At 71.4% G+C, this 15,568-nt stretch carries 13 protein-coding genes; all 13 read left to right on the top strand.

Annotated elements, in window-relative coordinates:
- The first annotated feature begins 26 nt into the window (after positions 1–26).
- From ACIQBJ_RS25550 to nuoN, 13 genes are read left to right on the top strand one after another with little or no spacing between them, the layout of a single operon-like run.
- The gene (locus tag ACIQBJ_RS25550; protein ID WP_400714983.1) at positions 27–581 is read left to right on the top strand and encodes a NuoB/complex I 20 kDa subunit family protein; all 555 of its coding nucleotides are present in this window, start codon (positions 27–29) and stop codon (positions 579–581) included.
- Entirely contained in the window at positions 578–1,297 is a 720-nt protein-coding gene (locus ACIQBJ_RS25545; protein ID WP_400714981.1) for an NADH-quinone oxidoreductase subunit C, read from the top strand. The genes ACIQBJ_RS25550 and ACIQBJ_RS25545 overlap by 4 nt, the downstream gene beginning before the upstream one ends.
- The gene (locus ACIQBJ_RS25540) at positions 1,297–2,625 is read left to right on the top strand and encodes an NADH-quinone oxidoreductase subunit D (RefSeq protein ID WP_400714979.1); all 1,329 of its coding nucleotides are present in this window, start codon (positions 1,297–1,299) and stop codon (positions 2,623–2,625) included. The genes ACIQBJ_RS25545 and ACIQBJ_RS25540 overlap by 1 nt, the downstream gene beginning before the upstream one ends.
- 17 nt (positions 2,626–2,642) lie before the next feature.
- Positions 2,643–3,362, top strand: coding sequence for an NADH-quinone oxidoreductase subunit NuoE (gene nuoE / locus ACIQBJ_RS25535; protein ID WP_400715312.1), 720 nt, complete (start codon positions 2,643–2,645; stop codon positions 3,360–3,362).
- A complete protein-coding gene (gene nuoF / locus ACIQBJ_RS25530; RefSeq protein WP_400714977.1) occupies positions 3,362–4,720 on the top strand; it encodes an NADH-quinone oxidoreductase subunit NuoF in 1,359 nt (452 codons plus the stop codon). The genes nuoE and nuoF overlap by 1 nt, the downstream gene beginning before the upstream one ends.
- The gene (locus ACIQBJ_RS25525; protein WP_400714975.1) at positions 4,717–7,161 is read left to right on the top strand and encodes an NADH-quinone oxidoreductase subunit G; all 2,445 of its coding nucleotides are present in this window, start codon (positions 4,717–4,719) and stop codon (positions 7,159–7,161) included. The genes nuoF and ACIQBJ_RS25525 overlap by 4 nt, the downstream gene beginning before the upstream one ends.
- The gene (gene nuoH, locus ACIQBJ_RS25520; protein ID WP_400714973.1) at positions 7,158–8,492 is read left to right on the top strand and encodes an NADH-quinone oxidoreductase subunit NuoH; all 1,335 of its coding nucleotides are present in this window, start codon (positions 7,158–7,160) and stop codon (positions 8,490–8,492) included. The genes ACIQBJ_RS25525 and nuoH overlap by 4 nt, the downstream gene beginning before the upstream one ends.
- A 6-nt stretch (positions 8,493–8,498) precedes the next feature.
- Positions 8,499–9,080 (top strand): NADH-quinone oxidoreductase subunit NuoI, encoded by a 582-nt coding sequence (gene nuoI, locus ACIQBJ_RS25515; protein ID WP_400714971.1) that lies wholly within the window; start codon positions 8,499–8,501, stop codon positions 9,078–9,080.
- Complete coding sequence (locus ACIQBJ_RS25510; protein WP_400714969.1) at positions 9,077–9,922, top strand: NADH-quinone oxidoreductase subunit J; 846 nt, start codon at positions 9,077–9,079, stop codon at positions 9,920–9,922. Before nuoI ends, ACIQBJ_RS25510 begins: the two co-directional genes overlap by 4 nt.
- Positions 9,919–10,218 (top strand): NADH-quinone oxidoreductase subunit NuoK, encoded by a 300-nt coding sequence (gene nuoK, locus ACIQBJ_RS25505; RefSeq protein ID WP_400714967.1) that lies wholly within the window; start codon positions 9,919–9,921, stop codon positions 10,216–10,218. Before ACIQBJ_RS25510 ends, nuoK begins: the two co-directional genes overlap by 4 nt.
- Before the next feature lie 15 nt (positions 10,219–10,233).
- Positions 10,234–12,132, top strand: coding sequence for an NADH-quinone oxidoreductase subunit L (gene nuoL, locus ACIQBJ_RS25500; RefSeq protein ID WP_400714965.1), 1,899 nt, complete (start codon positions 10,234–10,236; stop codon positions 12,130–12,132).
- Positions 12,132–13,745: an NADH-quinone oxidoreductase subunit M gene (locus ACIQBJ_RS25495; RefSeq protein WP_400714963.1), complete on the top strand. Its 1,614-nt coding sequence runs from the start codon at positions 12,132–12,134 to the stop codon at positions 13,743–13,745. The genes nuoL and ACIQBJ_RS25495 overlap by 1 nt, the downstream gene beginning before the upstream one ends.
- On the top strand, positions 13,742–15,379 hold the full coding sequence (gene nuoN, locus ACIQBJ_RS25490) for an NADH-quinone oxidoreductase subunit NuoN (protein ID WP_400714961.1): 1,638 nt from the start codon (positions 13,742–13,744) through the stop codon (positions 15,377–15,379). Before ACIQBJ_RS25495 ends, nuoN begins: the two co-directional genes overlap by 4 nt.
- The last annotated feature ends 189 nt before the right edge of the window (positions 15,380–15,568 follow it).

Genomic DNA, 15,568 nt, shown 5'->3' with positions numbered 1-15,568 from the left:
GACTCGACGGCATTGAGAGGGAACTGATGGGTATCGAGGAGAAGCTGCCGAGCGGCTTTCTGCTCACCAGCGTGGAGGCCGCCGCGGGGTGGGTGCGGAAGGCTTCGGTCTTCCCGGCGACCTTCGGTCTGGCCTGCTGCGCGATCGAGATGATGACCACCGGCGCGGGCCGCTACGACCTGGCCCGGTTCGGCATGGAGGTCTTCCGCGGCTCGCCGCGGCAGGCCGACCTGATGATCGTGGCCGGCCGGGTCAGCCAGAAGATGGCGCCGGTGCTGCGGCAGGTCTACGACCAGATGCCGAACCCGAAGTGGGTCATCTCGATGGGGGTCTGCGCCTCCTCCGGCGGCATGTTCAACAACTACGCGATCGTCCAGGGCGTCGACCACATCGTGCCGGTGGACATCTACCTGCCGGGCTGCCCGCCCCGCCCGGAGATGCTGCTGGACGCGATCGTCAAGCTGCACGAGAAGATCCAGCACGAGAAGCTCGGCGTGAACAAGCGCCGGGCCGAGGAGGAGGCCGAGCGCCTCGCGCTGCAGGCCGTCCCGACCAGCGAGATGCGGGGGCTGCTGCGATGAGCGACTCCGAGAAGGCGGAGCGGCCCGAGGCCCCGGCCACCCGCAAGGAGATCCCGGTCGAGGTGGTCGGCGCCCGGCAGGGCATGTTCGGCGCCCGCGGCACCGGCGACACCTCCGGCTTCGGCGGCCTGACCAGCGCGATCGTGCTGCCCGGCCCGAGCGAGCGGCCCTACGGCGGGTACTTCGACGAGGTGGCCGACGAGTTCGAGGGCGCGCTGGAGGAGCAGGGCCTCGACCCGGCGGACGTGATCGAGAAGACCGTCGTCGACCGCGGCGAGCTGACCTTCCACGTCGACCGCGCGCACCTGCTCAAGGCGGTGCGCGTCCTGCGCGACGACCCGGCGCTCCGCTTCGAACTCTGCCTGGGCGTCAGCGGCGTGCACTACCCCGGCGACAAGGGCCGGGAACTGCACGCGGTCTACCACCTGCGCTCGATCACCCACACCCGGCTGATCCGGCTGGAGGTCACCGCGCCCGACGCCGACCCGCGCGTCCCGTCGGTGGTGAGCGTCTACCCGACCAACGACTGGCACGAGCGGGAGACCTACGACTTCTTCGGCCTGGTCTTCGAGGGCCACCCGGCGCTCACCCGGATCATGATGCCGGACGACTGGCTGGGCCACCCGCAGCGCAAGGACTACCCGCTCGGCGGCATCCCCGTCGAGTACAAGGGCGCCCAGATCCCGGCTCCCGACCAGCGGAGGGCGTACAGCTGATGAGCAGCACCCACTACGAAGCAGGCGCCCGGGAGACCACCGAGGGACGGGTGTTCACCGTCACCGGCGGCGACTGGGGCGAGGTCGCCGAGGCGGTGGCCGGCGCCGACGACGAGCGGATCATCGTCAACATGGGCCCGCAGCACCCGTCCACCCACGGCGTGCTGCGGCTGATCCTGGAGATCGACGGCGAGACGGTCACCGAGGCCCGCTGCGGCATCGGCTACCTGCACACCGGCATCGAGAAGAACATGGAGTTCCGCTCCTGGGTGCAGGGCACCACGTTCGTGACGCGGATGGACTACCTCACCCCGCTGTACAACGAGACCGCCTACTGCCTGGCCGTGGAGAAGCTCCTCGGGATCACCGCCGACGTGCCCGAACGGGCCACCGTGATCCGGGTGCTGATGATGGAGCTGAACCGGATCTCCTCGCACCTGGTGGCGCTCGCCACCGGCGGCATGGAGATCGGCTCCACCACCCTGATGATCTACGGCTTCCGGGACCGCGAGGTCGTCCTGGACATCTTCGAGCTGGTCACCGGCCTGCGGATGAACCACGCCTACGTCCGCCCCGGCGGCCTGGCCCAGGACCTGCCGCCCGGCGCGGTCGACAAGATCCGCGAGGGCGTCAAGCTGCTCCGCGGCCGGATGCACGAGTACGACAAGCTGGCCACCGACAACCCGGTGTTCAAGGCCCGGCTGGTCGACGTCGGCTTCCTCGACCTGCCCGGCTGCCTGGCGCTCGGCGCCACCGGCCCGATCCTGCGGGCCACCGGACTGCCGCACGACCTGCGCAAGTCCGACCCGTACTGCGGGTACGAGAACTACGAGTTCGACGTCGCGGTGGCCGACACCGCGGACTCCTACGGGCGGTTCCTGATCCGCCTGGAGGAGATGAGGCAGTCGCTGCGGATCGTCGAGCAGTGCCTGGACCGGCTGAAGCCCGGACCGGTGATGGTGGCCGACAAGAAGATCGCCTGGCCGTCCCAGCTCGCCGTCGGCCCCGACGGCATGGGCAACTCGCTGGACCACATCCGGAAGATCATGGGCACCTCGATGGAGGCCCTGATCCACCACTTCAAGCTGGTCACCGAGGGCTTCCACGTCCCGGTCGGGCAGGCCTACGCCGCGGTGGAGTCGCCCAAGGGCGAACTCGGCGTGCACGTGGTCAGCGACGGCGGCACCCGGCCCTACCGGGTGCACTTCCGCGACCCGTCGTTCACCAACCTGCAGACCATGGCCGCGATGTGCGAGGGCGCCCCGCTGGCCGACGTGATCGTGTCGGTGGCCGGGATCGACCCGGTGATGGGAGGCGTGGACCGGTGAGCAGCACAGAACTCGGCCTGCCGGCGCTGCCGGCCAAGCCCTACCCGCCGGAGGTGGAGTCCCGACTCGCCGCCGACGCACGGGAGTTGATCTCCCGTTACCCGCAGTCCCGGTCCGCGCTGCTGCCGCTGCTGCACCTGGTGCAGTCCGAGGAGGGCTGCGTCACCCCGACCGGGATCCGGTTCTGCGCCGAGCAGTTGGACCTCACCACCGCCGAGGTCACCGCGGTCGCCACCTTCTACACCATGTACCGGCGCCGCCCGGCCGGCGAGTACCACGTCGGCGTCTGCACCAACACGCTGTGCGCGGTGCTCGGCGGCGACCAGATCTTCGACGAGCTCTCCGAGCACCTCCAGATCGCCAACAACCGCACCACCGAGGACGGTTCGGTCTCGATCGAGCGGATCGAGTGCAACGCGGCCTGCGACTACGCCCCCGTGGTGATGGTCAACTGGGAGTTCTTCGACAACCAGACCCCGGAGAGCGCCAAGCAGCTGGTCGACAGCCTGCGCGCGGGCGAGGAAGTGCGCCCCACCCGCGGCGCCAAGCTCTGCTCGTTCAAGGACGCCTCCCGCATCCTGGCCGGGTTCCCCGACCCGCGACCCGGCGCCAACGACGAGTCCGGGGCCGGCGGCGTGCCCTCGCTGGCGGGCCTGCGGCTGGCCAAGGGCGAGGCGCTGCCCGGCGCCCCGGGCACCAAGGTGGTCTCCCCGCGGCACGAAGGGACGGAAGCGTGATGACCTCCGCCGAACCGGCCGAGAAGCTCCTCTCCCCGGTCCTGTCCGCCTCCTGGGACGACCACCGCCCCTGGAGCCTGGAAACCTACCGCCGACACGGCGGCTACGACGGCCTGACCGCCGCCCTCGCGATGGCCCCCGACGAGGTCATCGCGCTGGTCAAGGACTCCGGCCTGCGCGGCCGCGGCGGCGCCGGCTTCCCGACCGGCATGAAGTGGCAGTTCATCCCGCAGAACGACGGCAAGCCGCACTACCTGGTGGTCAACGCCGACGAGTCCGAGCCGGGCACCTGCAAGGACATCCCGCTGCTGTTCGCCAACCCGCACTCGCTGATCGAGGGCATGGTGATCGCCTCGTACGCGATCCGCTGCGAGCACGCCTTCGTCTACCTGCGCGGCGAGGTCGTCCCGGTGCTGCGCCGCCTGCAGGCGGCCGTCGCCGAGGCGTACGAGGCCGGGTACCTCGGCAAGGACATCCAGGGCTCCGGCATCAACCTGGACATCACCGTGCACGCCGGCGCCGGCGCGTACATCTGCGGCGAGGAGACGGCGCTGCTCGACTCGCTGGAGGGGCGCCGCGGCCAGCCCCGGCTGCGCCCGCCGTTCCCGGCGATCGCCGGCCTGTACGCCTGCCCGACCGTGGTGAACAACGTCGAGTCGATCGCCTCGGTGCCGCCGATCCTGGCCCGCGGCAAGGACTGGTTCAAGTCGCTGGGCACCGAGAAGTCGCCCGGCTTCACGCTGTACTCGCTGTCCGGGCACGTCACCAACCCCGGCCAGTACGAGGCCCCGCTCGGCATCACGCTCCGCCAGCTGCTGGAGATCACCGGCGGCGTCCGGGCCGGGCACCGGCTCAAGTTCTGGACCCCGGGCGGCTCGTCCACCCCGATGTTCACCGACGAGCACCTCGACGTCCCGCTGGACTACGAGGGCGTCGGCGCCGCCGGTTCGATGCTCGGCACCAAGGCGCTGCAGGTCTTCGACGAGACCACCTGCGTGGTGCGGGCCGTCACCCGGTGGACCGAGTTCTACGCCCACGAGTCCTGCGGCAAGTGCACCCCGTGCCGCGAGGGCACCTACTGGCTGGTCCAGCTGCTCAAGCGGATCGAGGCCGGCCAGGGCGTCCCCGGCGACCTGGAGAAGCTGCTCGACATCGCCGACAACATCAACGGCAAGTCGTTCTGCGCGCTCGGCGACGGCGCGGCCAGCCCGATCGTCTCCTCGCTCCAGCACTTCCGCGCCGAGTACGAGCAGCACCTCAACGAGCACCGCTGCCCGTTCGACCCGGCGGCCTCCACCGTCTGGGCCGGCCGGTCCCCCGTCCACGAGTCCGCCACCGAGAGGGAGGTGCACGCGTGACGGTCACGGAGCCTTCCACCCAGACCGAGCTGGTCACGCTCACCATCGACGGCGTAGAGGTCAGCGTCCCCAAGGGCACGCTGGTGATCCGCGCCGCCGAGCAGATCGGCACCCAGATCCCGCGCTTCTGCGACCACCCGCTGCTCGCCCCCGCCGGGGCCTGCCGCCAGTGCATCGTGGAGGTCGAGGGGCAGCGCAAGCCGGTCGCCTCCTGCACCGTCCCGGTCGCCGAGGGCATGGTGGTCCGCACCCAGGTCTCCTCGCCGGTCGCCGAGAAGGCGCAGCGCGGCGTGATGGAACTGCTGCTGATCAACCACCCGCTGGACTGCCCGGTCTGCGACAAGGGCGGCGAGTGCCCGCTGCAGAACCAGGCGATGTCCACCGGCGACACCGACTCCCGGTTCGAGGGCGTCAAGCGGACGTACGAGAAGCCGCTGCCGCTCTCCACCCAGGTGCTGCTGGACCGCGAGCGCTGCGTGCTGTGCGCGCGCTGCACCCGGTTCTCGCAGGAGATCGCCGGCGACCCGTTCATCGACCTGGTCGAGCGCGGCGCGCTCCAGCAGATCGGCACCGGCGTCGACCAGCCGCTGGACTCGTACTTCTCCGGCAACACCATCCAGATCTGCCCGGTCGGCGCGCTCACCTCCGCCGCCTACCGGTTCCGCTCCCGCCCGTTCGACCTGGTGTCCTCCCCGTCCGTGTGCGAGCACTGCTCGGCCGGCTGCGGGCAGCGCACCGACCACCGGCGCGGCAAGGTGCTGCGGCGGCTGGCCGGCAACGAGCCGGAGGTCAACGAGGAGTGGAACTGCGACAAGGGCCGGTTCGCGTTCCGCTACGCGCAGCAGCGCGACCGGTTCACCACCCCGCTGGTCCGCGGCGCGGACGGCGAACTCGCGCCCGCCTCCTGGCCGGAGGCGCTGGCGCGGGCCGCCGAGGGGCTGCGCGGCGCCCGGGCCGGCGTGCTCGCGGGCGGCCGGGCCACCGTCGAGGACGCCTACGCGTACGGCAAGTTCGCCCGGGTCGTGCTCGGCACCAACGACGTGGACTTCCGGTCCCGGCCGCACAGCGGCGAGGAGGCGGACTTCCTGGCCGCGGCCGTCGCCGGACACGGCACCGACCTGGACGGCGCCGGGGTGACGTACCGTCAGCTCGAAGCCGCCCCGGCGGTGCTGCTGGTCGGCCTGGAGGCCGAGGAGGAGGCGCCGATCGTCTTCCTGCGGCTGCGCAAGGCCAACCGGGCCAGTGGGCTGCGGGTCTTCTCGGTCGCCACGCACGCCTCCCGGGGCCTGGCCAAGCTGCGCGGCGCGCTGCTGCCCGCCGCCCCCGGCACCGAGGCCGAGTGGCTGGTCGCGCTGGCCGGCGAGGAGGTGCTCGCCGACGACGCCGGGCGCTGCGCGGACGCGCTGCGCTCGCCGGGCGCGGTGATCCTGGTCGGCGAGCGGCTGGCGCAGACCGCCGGCGGCCCGACCGCGGCGCTCCGGCTGGCGCACGCCACCGGCGCGAAGCTCGCCTGGGTGCCCCGCCGGGCCGGTGAGCGCGGCGCCGTCGAGGCGGGCGCGCTGCCCGGGCTGCTGCCCGGCGGCCGGGCCGTCGCGGTGCCCGCCGCCCGCGCCGAGGCCGCCGCGCACTGGGGCGTCGCCGAGCTCCCGGCCCGCCCGGGCCGCGACACCGGCCAGATCCTGGCCGGGGTGGTGCAGGGCGAACTGGACGCGCTGGTGGTCGGCGCCGTCGGCGTGGACGACCTGCCGGACCCGGCGCTCGCCGAGGAGGCGCTGGCCCGGGTCGGGTTCGTGCTCTCGCTGGAGCTGCGCCCGTCCGCCGTCACCGCGCACGCCGACGTGGTGCTGCCGGTGGCCGCGGTCGCCGAGAAGGCCGGCACCTTCCTGGACTGGGAGGGCCGGGTCCGGATGTTCGAACCCGCGCTCAAGGCCGACCAGATGATGGGGCGTCAGCTGCACTCCGACGTCCGGGTGCTGAGCATGGTCGCGGACGCGCTGGACCGGCCGATCGGCCTGCCCGACGTCCGGGCGGCCCGGCTGGAGCTGGACCGTTTCACCCCGTGGGCGGGCGACCGGCCGGCCGGGCCCGTCGCGCACCCCGACGCGCTGCCCCGGCCGGCCACCGGCCAGGCCGTGCTGGCCGGGCACCGGATGCTGCTGGACAACGGATCGCTGCAGGACGGCGACACCCACCTGGCGGGCACCCGGCACGCCGCGGTCGCCCGGCTGTCGGCCGGTACCGCCGCCGAGATCGGCGCCGGGAAGGCGCTGCGGATCACCGGCCCGGCCGGGTCGCTGACCCTGCCGCTGGAGATCACCGACGCGATGCCGGACCGCACGGTCTGGCTGCCGCTCAACTCGACGCCGGACGGCGGCGCGCACCGCACGCTCGGCACCACGGTCGGCCACCTGGTCACCATCGCCCCGGCGGAGGAATCATGAGTGTCGCCTCTTCGCTGGCCGCCGCCGACACCCTCGGGTTCTTCGGCCGCGACCCGTGGTGGCTGGTCCTGCTCAAGGCGGTGTTCTGCTTCGCCTTCCTGGTCCTGACGGTGCTGATCGCGATCGTCTGGGAGCGCAAGGTCGTCGCCTGGATGCAGCTGCGGATCGGCCCGAACCGGCACGGCCCGTGGGGCCTGCTGCAGTCGCTGGCCGACGGCGTCAAGCTGGCGCTGAAGGAGGACCTGGTCGTCAAGAACGCCGACAAGGCGGTCTACGTCCTGGCCCCGATCGTCGCGGCGATCCCCGCCTTCATGGCGTTCGCGGTGATCCCGTTCGGCCCGCCCGGCAACGAGGTGTCGATCTTCGGCACCCGGACGCCGCTGCAGCTCACCGACCTGCCGATCGCGCTGCTGTACATCCTGGCCACCGCCTCGGTGGGCATCTACGGCATCGTGCTGGCCGGCTGGTCCTCCGGCTCGACGTACCCGCTGCTCGGCGGCATCCGCTCCTCCGCCCAGATGATCAGCTACGAGATCGCGATGGGCCTGTCCTTCGCGGCGGTGTTCATCTACTCGGGCTCGATGTCGACCTCGGAGATCGTCGCCTCGCAGCAGCCGACCTGGTTCGCGGTGCTGCTGCCGGTGTCCTTCATCGTGTACGTCATCGCGATGGTCGGCGAGACCAACCGGGCCCCGTTCGACCTCCCGGAGGCCGAGGGCGAGCTGGTCGGCGGCTTCAACACCGAGTACTCCTCGCTGAAGTTCGCGATGTTCATGCTGGCCGAGTACGTCAACATGGTCACCGTCTCCGCGGTCGCCTCCACGCTGTTCCTCGGCGGCTGGCGCGCCCCGTGGCCGATCTCCACCTTCTGGGAGGGCGCCAACCACGGCTGGTGGCCGATGCTGTGGATCGTCCTGAAGATCCAGCTGCTGCTGTTCTTCTTCATCTGGCTCCGCGGCACCCTGCCCCGGCTCCGCTACGACCAGTTCATGAAGCTCGGCTGGAAGATCCTGATCCCGGTCTCGCTGGTCTGGCTGGTGATGGTCGCCACCGTGCGGGCGCTGCGCAACGAGGGCTACGACTTCGCCAACGTGGTGCTGTACGTCGGCGCCCCGCTGGCGGCGGTGCTGCTGGTCGCGCTGGTCGCCGACCTGGTCCGGAAGAAGCCCGCCGAGCAGCCGAAGGCCGAACCGGCCTTCGACCCGATGGCGGGCGGCTACCCGGTGCCGCCGCTGCCCGGCCAGGAACTGCCGCCCGTCCCGCGCCGCCGTCGCCGGACCCCGCAACTCCAGGACGCCCTCCACGGGGCCGACCATTCCGAAGGGAGCTGATCCGAGATGCCTGACGAGTCGTCAGAGAAGTCGATCCTCGGGCCGGCCGCCGGCTTCGGCGTGACCTTCAAGGCCATGTTCAAGAAGCGGCTCACCGAGCAGTACCCGGAGTACAAGAAGCCCACCGCTCCGCGCTTCCACGGCCGCCACCAGCTGAACCGGCACCCGGACGGCCTGGAGAAGTGCGTCGGCTGCGAGCTGTGCGCCTGGGCCTGCCCGGCCGACGCGATCTACGTCGAGGGCGCCGACAACCAGGACGAGGAGCGCTACTCGCCCGGCGAGCGCTACGGCGCGGTCTACCAGATCAACTACGCCCGCTGCATCCTGTGCGGCCTGTGCGTGGAGGCCTGTCCGACCCGGGCGCTCACCATGACCAACGAGTACGAGCTCGCGGACTCCTCCCGGCAGGACCTGATCTTCACCAAGGAGCAGCTGCTGGTCGGGCTGACCGAGGGCATGGTCGACTCCCCGCACGCGATCTTCCCGGGCACCGACGAGGGCGCCTACTACCGGGGCGAGATCACCGCGGCGGCGCCCGGCACCGTCCAGCAGGAGAAGCACGACCGCGAGAAGGAGGAGCAGTCATGACCTCCACCGGCGAGGCCGTGCAGTTCTGGGTGCTGGCCGTGCTCGCGGTCGGCGGCGCGCTCGGCATGCTGCTGATGAAGAAGGCGGTGCACTCGGCGCTCTGCCTGGCCGCCACCATGATCGCCCTGGCGATCTGCTACCTGGCGCAGGGCGCGGTCTTCCTCGGCGTGGTGCAGATCGTCGTCTACACCGGCGCGATCATGATGCTGTTCCTGTTCGTGGTGATGCTGGTCGGCGTCACCTCGGCGGACTCGCTGCAGGAGCAGCTGAAGGGCCAGCGGATCGCCGCCGTGCTCTGCGGCCTCGGCTTCGGCGTGCTGCTGATCGCCGGCCTGGCCAACGCGCACCTGCGGGACTTCACCGGCCTGGCCGCGGCCAACGCCGAGGGCAACGTGCAGGGCCTGGCCCGGCTGATCTTCACCAAGTACGTGTGGGCCTTCGAGGTGACCGGCGCGCTGCTGATCACCGCCGCGGTCGGCGCCACGGTGCTGACCCACCGCGAGAAGGTCCGCGCCCCGCTGACCCAGCGCCAGCTGGCCGCCCAGCGGGTCAAGGACAACATCCAGGTCCCGCCGCTGCCCGCGCCCGGCGTCTACGCCCGGCACAACGCGGTCGACATCCCGGCCCTGCTGCCGGACGGCACGATCGCCGAGGACTCGGTGATGGGCACCCTGCGCGAGCGCGGCCAGGTCCGCGACGTCAGCCAGGACATGCTGCGCCGGATGGCCGAACTGGAGGAGGCCACCGCCGACCGGCTGGGCCGGCCGTCCTCCGCCCGCCCGCAGGTCGCCGGGCCCCGCCGGGCGCTGGAGACCGTGCCGACCGAGGAGGGGGCGGAGTGAACCCCGTCAACTACCTGTACCTGGCCGCGCTGCTGTTCACCATCGGCGCCTCCGGCGTGCTGATCCGGCGCAACGCGATCGTCCTGTTCATGTGCGTGGAGCTGATGCTGAACGCCTCGAACCTGGCGCTGGTCACCTTCTCCCGGATGCACGGCAACCTGGACGGCCAGATCATCGCGTTCTTCACCATGGTGGTCGCGGCGGCCGAGGTCGTGGTCGGCCTCGCCGTCATCGTCTCCATCTTCCGGACCAGGCACTCCGCTTCGGTCGACGACAGCAACCTGATGAAGCTGTAAGGCGGAGGGCCCTCAGTGAACTCTCTCATTCCGCTGCTGGTCGCGGCGCCGCTGGCCGGCGCTGCCCTGCTGCTGCTCGGCGGACGGGCCCTGGACCGGTTCGGGCACTGGATCGCGACCGCGCTGGCCGCGCTCTCCTTCGCCTTCGGCCTGGCCCTGTTCGCGGACATGCTCGGCCGGGACGCCGAGCACCGCGCCGTCACGCAGCACCTGTTCAGCTGGATCCCGGTGAACGGCTTCCAGGCCGACATCTCCTTCCAGCTCGACCAACTCTCGGTCACCTTCGTCCTGTTGATCAGCGGCGTCGGCACCCTGATCCACCTCTACTCGGTCGGCTACATGGCGCACGACGAGCGCCGCCGCCGGTTCTTCGCCTACCTGAACCTGTTCCTGGCCGCCATGCTGGTCCTGGTACTGGCCGACAACTACCTGCTGCTGTACGTCGGTTGGGAAGGCGTGGGCCTCGCGTCCTACCTGCTGATCGGCTTCTGGCAGCACAAGCCGAGCGCCGCGACGGCCGCCAAGAAGGCGTTCATCGTCAACCGGGTCGGCGACATGGGCCTGTCGATCGCGATCATGCTGATGTTCGTCGAGTTCGGCTCCTTCGCGTTCCGCCCGGTGTTCGCCACCGCGGGCGACGCGAGCGAGGGCAAGCTCACCGCGATCGCCCTGATGCTGCTGCTCGCCGCCTGCGGCAAGTCCGCGCAGGTGCCGCTGCAGTCCTGGCTCGGCGACGCGATGGAGGGCCCGACCCCGGTCTCGGCCCTGATCCACGCGGCCACCATGGTCACCGCCGGCGTCTACCTGATCGTCCGCTCCGGGGCGATCTTCAACCTGGCGCCGGACGCGCAGACCGCCGTGGTGGTGGTCGGCACGGTGACGCTGCTGTTCGGTGCGGTCGTCGGTTGCGCCAAGGACGACATCAAGAAGGCGCTGGCCGGGTCGACCATGTCGCAGATCGGCTACATGATCATGGCGGCGGGCCTGGGCCCGATCGGCTACGCCTTCGCCATCATGCACCTGGTCACCCACGGCTTCTTCAAGGCCGGGATGTTCCTCGGCGCCGGATCGGTCATGCACGGCATGAACGACGAGGTGAACATGCGGCACTACGGCGGCCTGCGGAAGTACATGCCGGTCACCTTCGCCACCTTCGGCCTCGGCTACCTGGCGATCATCGGCTTCCCCGGCCTGTCCGGCTTCTTCTCCAAGGACAAGATCATCGAGGCGGCGTTCGCCAAGGGCGGCACCGAGGGCTGGATCCTCGGCCTGTGCGCCCTGCTCGGCGCCGCCGTCACCGCGTTCTACATGACCCGGCTGATGGTGCTGACCTTCTTCGGCGAGAAGCGCTGGCAGCCGGACGCGGAGACCGGCGAGCTGCCGCACCCGCACGAGTCCCCGAAGTCGATGACCGTCCCGATGATCGTGCTGGCCTTCGGCTCGGTCTTCGCCGGCGGCCTGTTCGTCTACGGCAGCTCCTTCCTGCACTGGCTGGAGCCGGTCACCGGCCACGCCGAGGGCGACTCCCCGCTGAACCAGTGGACCATCACCGGCCTCGCCACCGCCTGCATGCTCGCGGGCGCCGGCCTGGCCTGGCAGATGTACGGCCGCAGCCCCGTCCCGGTGCAGGCCCCCGTCGGCTCGCTGCTCACCCGGGCCGCCCGCCGCGACCTGCTCCAGGACGACCTCAACCACGCCGTCCTGGTCCGCCCCGGCACCGCGCTCGCCAACACCCTGGTCTGGTTCGACAGCCGCGGCCTGGACGGCTTCGTCAACGGCCTGGCCGCCGCCGTCGGCGGCGTCTCCAGCCGGCTGCGCCGGATCCAGACCGGCTACGTCCGCACGTACGCGCTCTCCATGTTCGGCGGCACGCTGGTGCTGGTCGCCTCCACTCTCCTGATGAGGTCGGTCTGATGAGCTACCTCCTCTCCGCCACCTGCGCGGTCCCGGCCGTCGGCGCGGTGCTCACCGCCGCGCTCCCGGCCGGCACCACCGAGGCCCGGCGGCGCACCACCAAGACCGTGGCGATCGCGGTCTCCGCCGTCACCCTCGGCCTGGCCGCCGCGGTCGCCGCCGCCTTCGAACCCGGCGGCGCCCGCTACCAGTTGACCGAGTCGTACTCCTGGATCAGGTCCTTCGGGATCAGCTTCTCGCTCGGCGCGGACGGCATCGGCACCGCCCTGGTGCTGCTCACCGCCGTCCTGGTCCCGCTGGTGATGCTGGCCGGCTGGCACGACGCCGACCCGGCCGTCCCCGAGGGCTCGTTCGAGTCCAAGCGGCGCACCCAGGCGTTCTTCGCGCTGATCCTGGCCGTCGAGGCGATGGTGCTGGTGTCCTTCCTGGCCACCGACGTCTTCGTGTTCTACGTGTTCTTCGAAGCCATGCTGATCCCGATGTACTTCCTGATCGGCGGCTTCGGCGACAAGGCCGGCGGCCCCGACTCGGCGAGCCAGCGCTCCTACGCGGCCGTCAAGTTCCTGCTGTACAACCTGCTCGGCGGTCTGGTCATGCTGGCCGCCGTGATCGGCCTGTACGTGGTGGCCGGGAACCAGGGGCAGGCGACGTTCGACCTGACCGCGCTGACCGACGCGATCTCCTCCGGCAAGCTGGTGATCGACCCGAACGCGCAGCGGGCGCTGTTCCTCGGCTTCTTCTTCGCCTTCGCGGTGAAGGCCCCGCTGTGGCCGCTGCACACCTGGCTGCCGAACGCGATGGGCGAGTCCACCGCCGGAACGGCCGTGCTGATCACCGCGGTGGTCGACAAGGTCGGCACCTTCGCGATGCTGCGGTTCTGCCTCGGCCTGTTCCCGGACGCGTCGAAGACCTTCGCCCCGGTGATCATGGTGCTGGCGCTGGTCGGCATCGTCTACGGCGCGCTGGTCGCGATCGGGCAGAAGGACATCAAGCGCCTCGTCGCCTACGCGTCCATCTCGCACTTCGGCTTCATCATCCTGGGCATCTTCGCGATGACCAGTCAGGGCCAGTCCGGCGCCACCCTCTACATGGTCAACCACGGCATCTCCACCGCCGCCTGGATGCTGGTCGCCGGCTTCCTGATCTCCCGCCGCGGCTCCCGCCTGATCGCCGACTACGGCGGCGTGCAGAAGGTCGCCCCGGTCCTGGCCGGCACCTTCCTGATCGGCGGCCTGGCCACCCTCTCGCTGCCCGGCCTGGCGCCGTTCGTCAGCGAGTTCCTGGTCCTGGTCGGCACCTTCAGCCGCTACCCGGTGATCGGGATCGTCGCCACCTTCGGCATCGTGCTGGCCGCGCTGTACGCCCTGCTGCTGTACCAGCGCACCATGACCGGCCCGGTGAAGGCCGGCGTCGAGGGCCTCAAGGACCTGAAGGTCCGTGAGATCGCCGTCGTCGCCCCGCTGGTGGCCCTGACCCTGCTGCTCGGCGTCTACCCGAAGCCGCTCGCCGACATGGTCAACCCGGCCGTCAACGACACCCTCGGCCAGGTCCACCGGACCGACCCCGCGCCGGCCCACCCGGTCGCCGCCACCAACGGAGGTGAGCAGAAGTGATCCCCGCCCACGCGCTGGCCGCCGCCGGCGGCAACAGTGCGAGCATCCCCGCCCCGCACATCGAGTACGGGCAGCTCTCGCCGATGCTGGTCGTCTTCGGCGCCGCGCTGCTCGGCGTCCTCGCCGAGGCGTTCCTGCCCCGGCGGCTGCGCGCCTCCGCCCAGACCGGGCTGTCGCTGCTCGGCCTCGGCGGCGCCTTCACCGCCGTCGTGGTGCTCGCCGCGCAGGGCCACGGCACCACCAAGGCCGGCCTGCTGGCGATGGGCGCCGTCGCCGTCGACGGCCCCGCGCTGTTCCTGCAGGGCGTGATCCTGCTGACCGCCGTCCTCGCCGTCCTCACCTTCGCCGAGGGCCGGCTGGAGCCGCGGATCAACGGCCACCGGGTCGACGCCTTCGCCGCCCAGGCCGCCGCCGTGCCCGGCGGCGAGCAGGAGCGCGACGCCACCCGCGAGGGCCTGCGCACCACCGAGATCTACCCGCTCACCCTGTTCGCGGTCGGCGGCATGCTGCTCTTCCCGGCCGCCAACGACCTGCTCACCATGTTCGTCGCGCTGGAGGTCTTCTCCCTCCCGCTGTACCTGATGTGCGCGCTCGCCCGCCGGCGCCGGCTGCTCTCCCAGGAGGCCGCCGTCAAGTACTTCCTGCTCGGCGCGTTCGCCTCGGCGTTCTTCCTGTTCGGCACCGCGCTGGTCTACGGCTACGCGGGCACCGTCCGGTTCGGCGGCATCGCCGACGTGATCTCCGGCACCGCCCCCGTCACCCCGGCGCTCGCCGTCACCACCCAGAACGACGCGCTGCTGCTGATCGGCCTGGCCATGCTCGCCGTCGGCCTGCTCTTCAAGGTCGGCGCGGTGCCGTTCCACTCCTGGACCCCGGACGTGTACCAGGGCGCCCCGACACCCGTCACCGGGTTCATGGCCGCCGCCACCAAGACCGCCGCGTTCGGCGCCTTCCTGCGGCTGTTCTACGTCGCCTTCCCCGGCCTGCGCTGGGACTGGCGGCCGGTGATGTGGGGTGTGGCGATCCTCACCATGGCGGTCGGCGCGATCCTCGCCGTCACCCAGCAGGACGTGAAGCGGCTGCTCGCCTACTCCTCGGTCGCGCACGCCGGCTTCATCCTGACCGGCCTGATCGCCACCGACCGGCGCGGCGTCTCCGCCGTCCTGTTCTACCTGCTGTCCTACTCCTTCGTGACGCTCGGCGCGTTCGCCGTCGTCACCCTGGTGCGGGACTCCAAGGGCGAGGCCACCCACCTGTCCAGCTGGGCCGGCCTGGGCCGGCGCTCCCCGCTGCTGGCCGCGGTGTTCGCGCTCTTCCTGCTGGCCTTCGCGGGCATCCCGCTGACCTCCGGCTTCACCGGAAAGTTCGCGGTCTTCCAGGCCGCCGCCGCGGGCGGCGCCACCCCGCTGGTGATCGTCGGCGTGCTCTCCTCCGCGGTCGCCGCGTTCTTCTACATCCGGGTCATCGTCCTGATGTTCTTCTCCGACCCGCAGCCCTCCGGCCCGGCCGTCGCCGTCCCCAGCCCGCTCACCGCCACCGCCATCGGCGTCGGCGTGCTGGTCACCCTCGGCCTCGGCCTGCTCCCGCAGTACTTCCTCGACCTGGCCACCAAGGCCTCGGTGTTCGTCCGCTGACGTTCTTCGCGCAGGTCCGGCCCCCGCCACCCCGGCGGGGGCCGGACGCGTACGGGGCACCTTCCGCCACCAGCGGAGAAGAGGCCCATGCCCGTGCAGTGATCCACTCCGGACCGGATACGCTGCCTTGTATGTGCATCGTCGGGGCCGAGGGACCGGCCCCGCCGGATCGACCAGGGACAGGAGTGG

This window comes from Kitasatospora sp. NPDC088391, from assembly GCF_044753345.1.
In the GTDB taxonomy this organism is placed as follows: Bacteria; Actinomycetota; Actinomycetes; order Streptomycetales; family Streptomycetaceae; genus Kitasatospora.
Note: the sequence above shows the minus strand (reverse complement) of the source record. Positions and strands in the feature narration are given on the sequence as shown.

Excerpts from the sequence above, each read along its gene's own strand:
- ACIQBJ_RS25550 (WP_400714983.1), top strand. The coding sequence starts at position 27 with ATGGGTATCGAGGAGAAGCTGCCGAGCGGCTTTCTGCTCACCAGCGTG.
- ACIQBJ_RS25545 (WP_400714981.1), top strand. The coding sequence starts at position 578 with ATGAGCGACTCCGAGAAGGCGGAGCGGCCCGAGGCCCCGGCCACCCGC.
- ACIQBJ_RS25540 (WP_400714979.1), top strand. The coding sequence starts at position 1,297 with ATGAGCAGCACCCACTACGAAGCAGGCGCCCGGGAGACCACCGAGGGA.
- nuoF (WP_400714977.1), top strand. The coding sequence starts at position 3,362 with ATGACCTCCGCCGAACCGGCCGAGAAGCTCCTCTCCCCGGTCCTGTCC.
- nuoH (WP_400714973.1), top strand. The coding sequence starts at position 7,158 with ATGAGTGTCGCCTCTTCGCTGGCCGCCGCCGACACCCTCGGGTTCTTC.
- nuoI (WP_400714971.1), top strand. The coding sequence starts at position 8,499 with ATGCCTGACGAGTCGTCAGAGAAGTCGATCCTCGGGCCGGCCGCCGGC.
- ACIQBJ_RS25510 (WP_400714969.1), top strand. The coding sequence starts at position 9,077 with ATGACCTCCACCGGCGAGGCCGTGCAGTTCTGGGTGCTGGCCGTGCTC.
- ACIQBJ_RS25495 (WP_400714963.1), top strand. The coding sequence starts at position 12,132 with ATGAGCTACCTCCTCTCCGCCACCTGCGCGGTCCCGGCCGTCGGCGCG.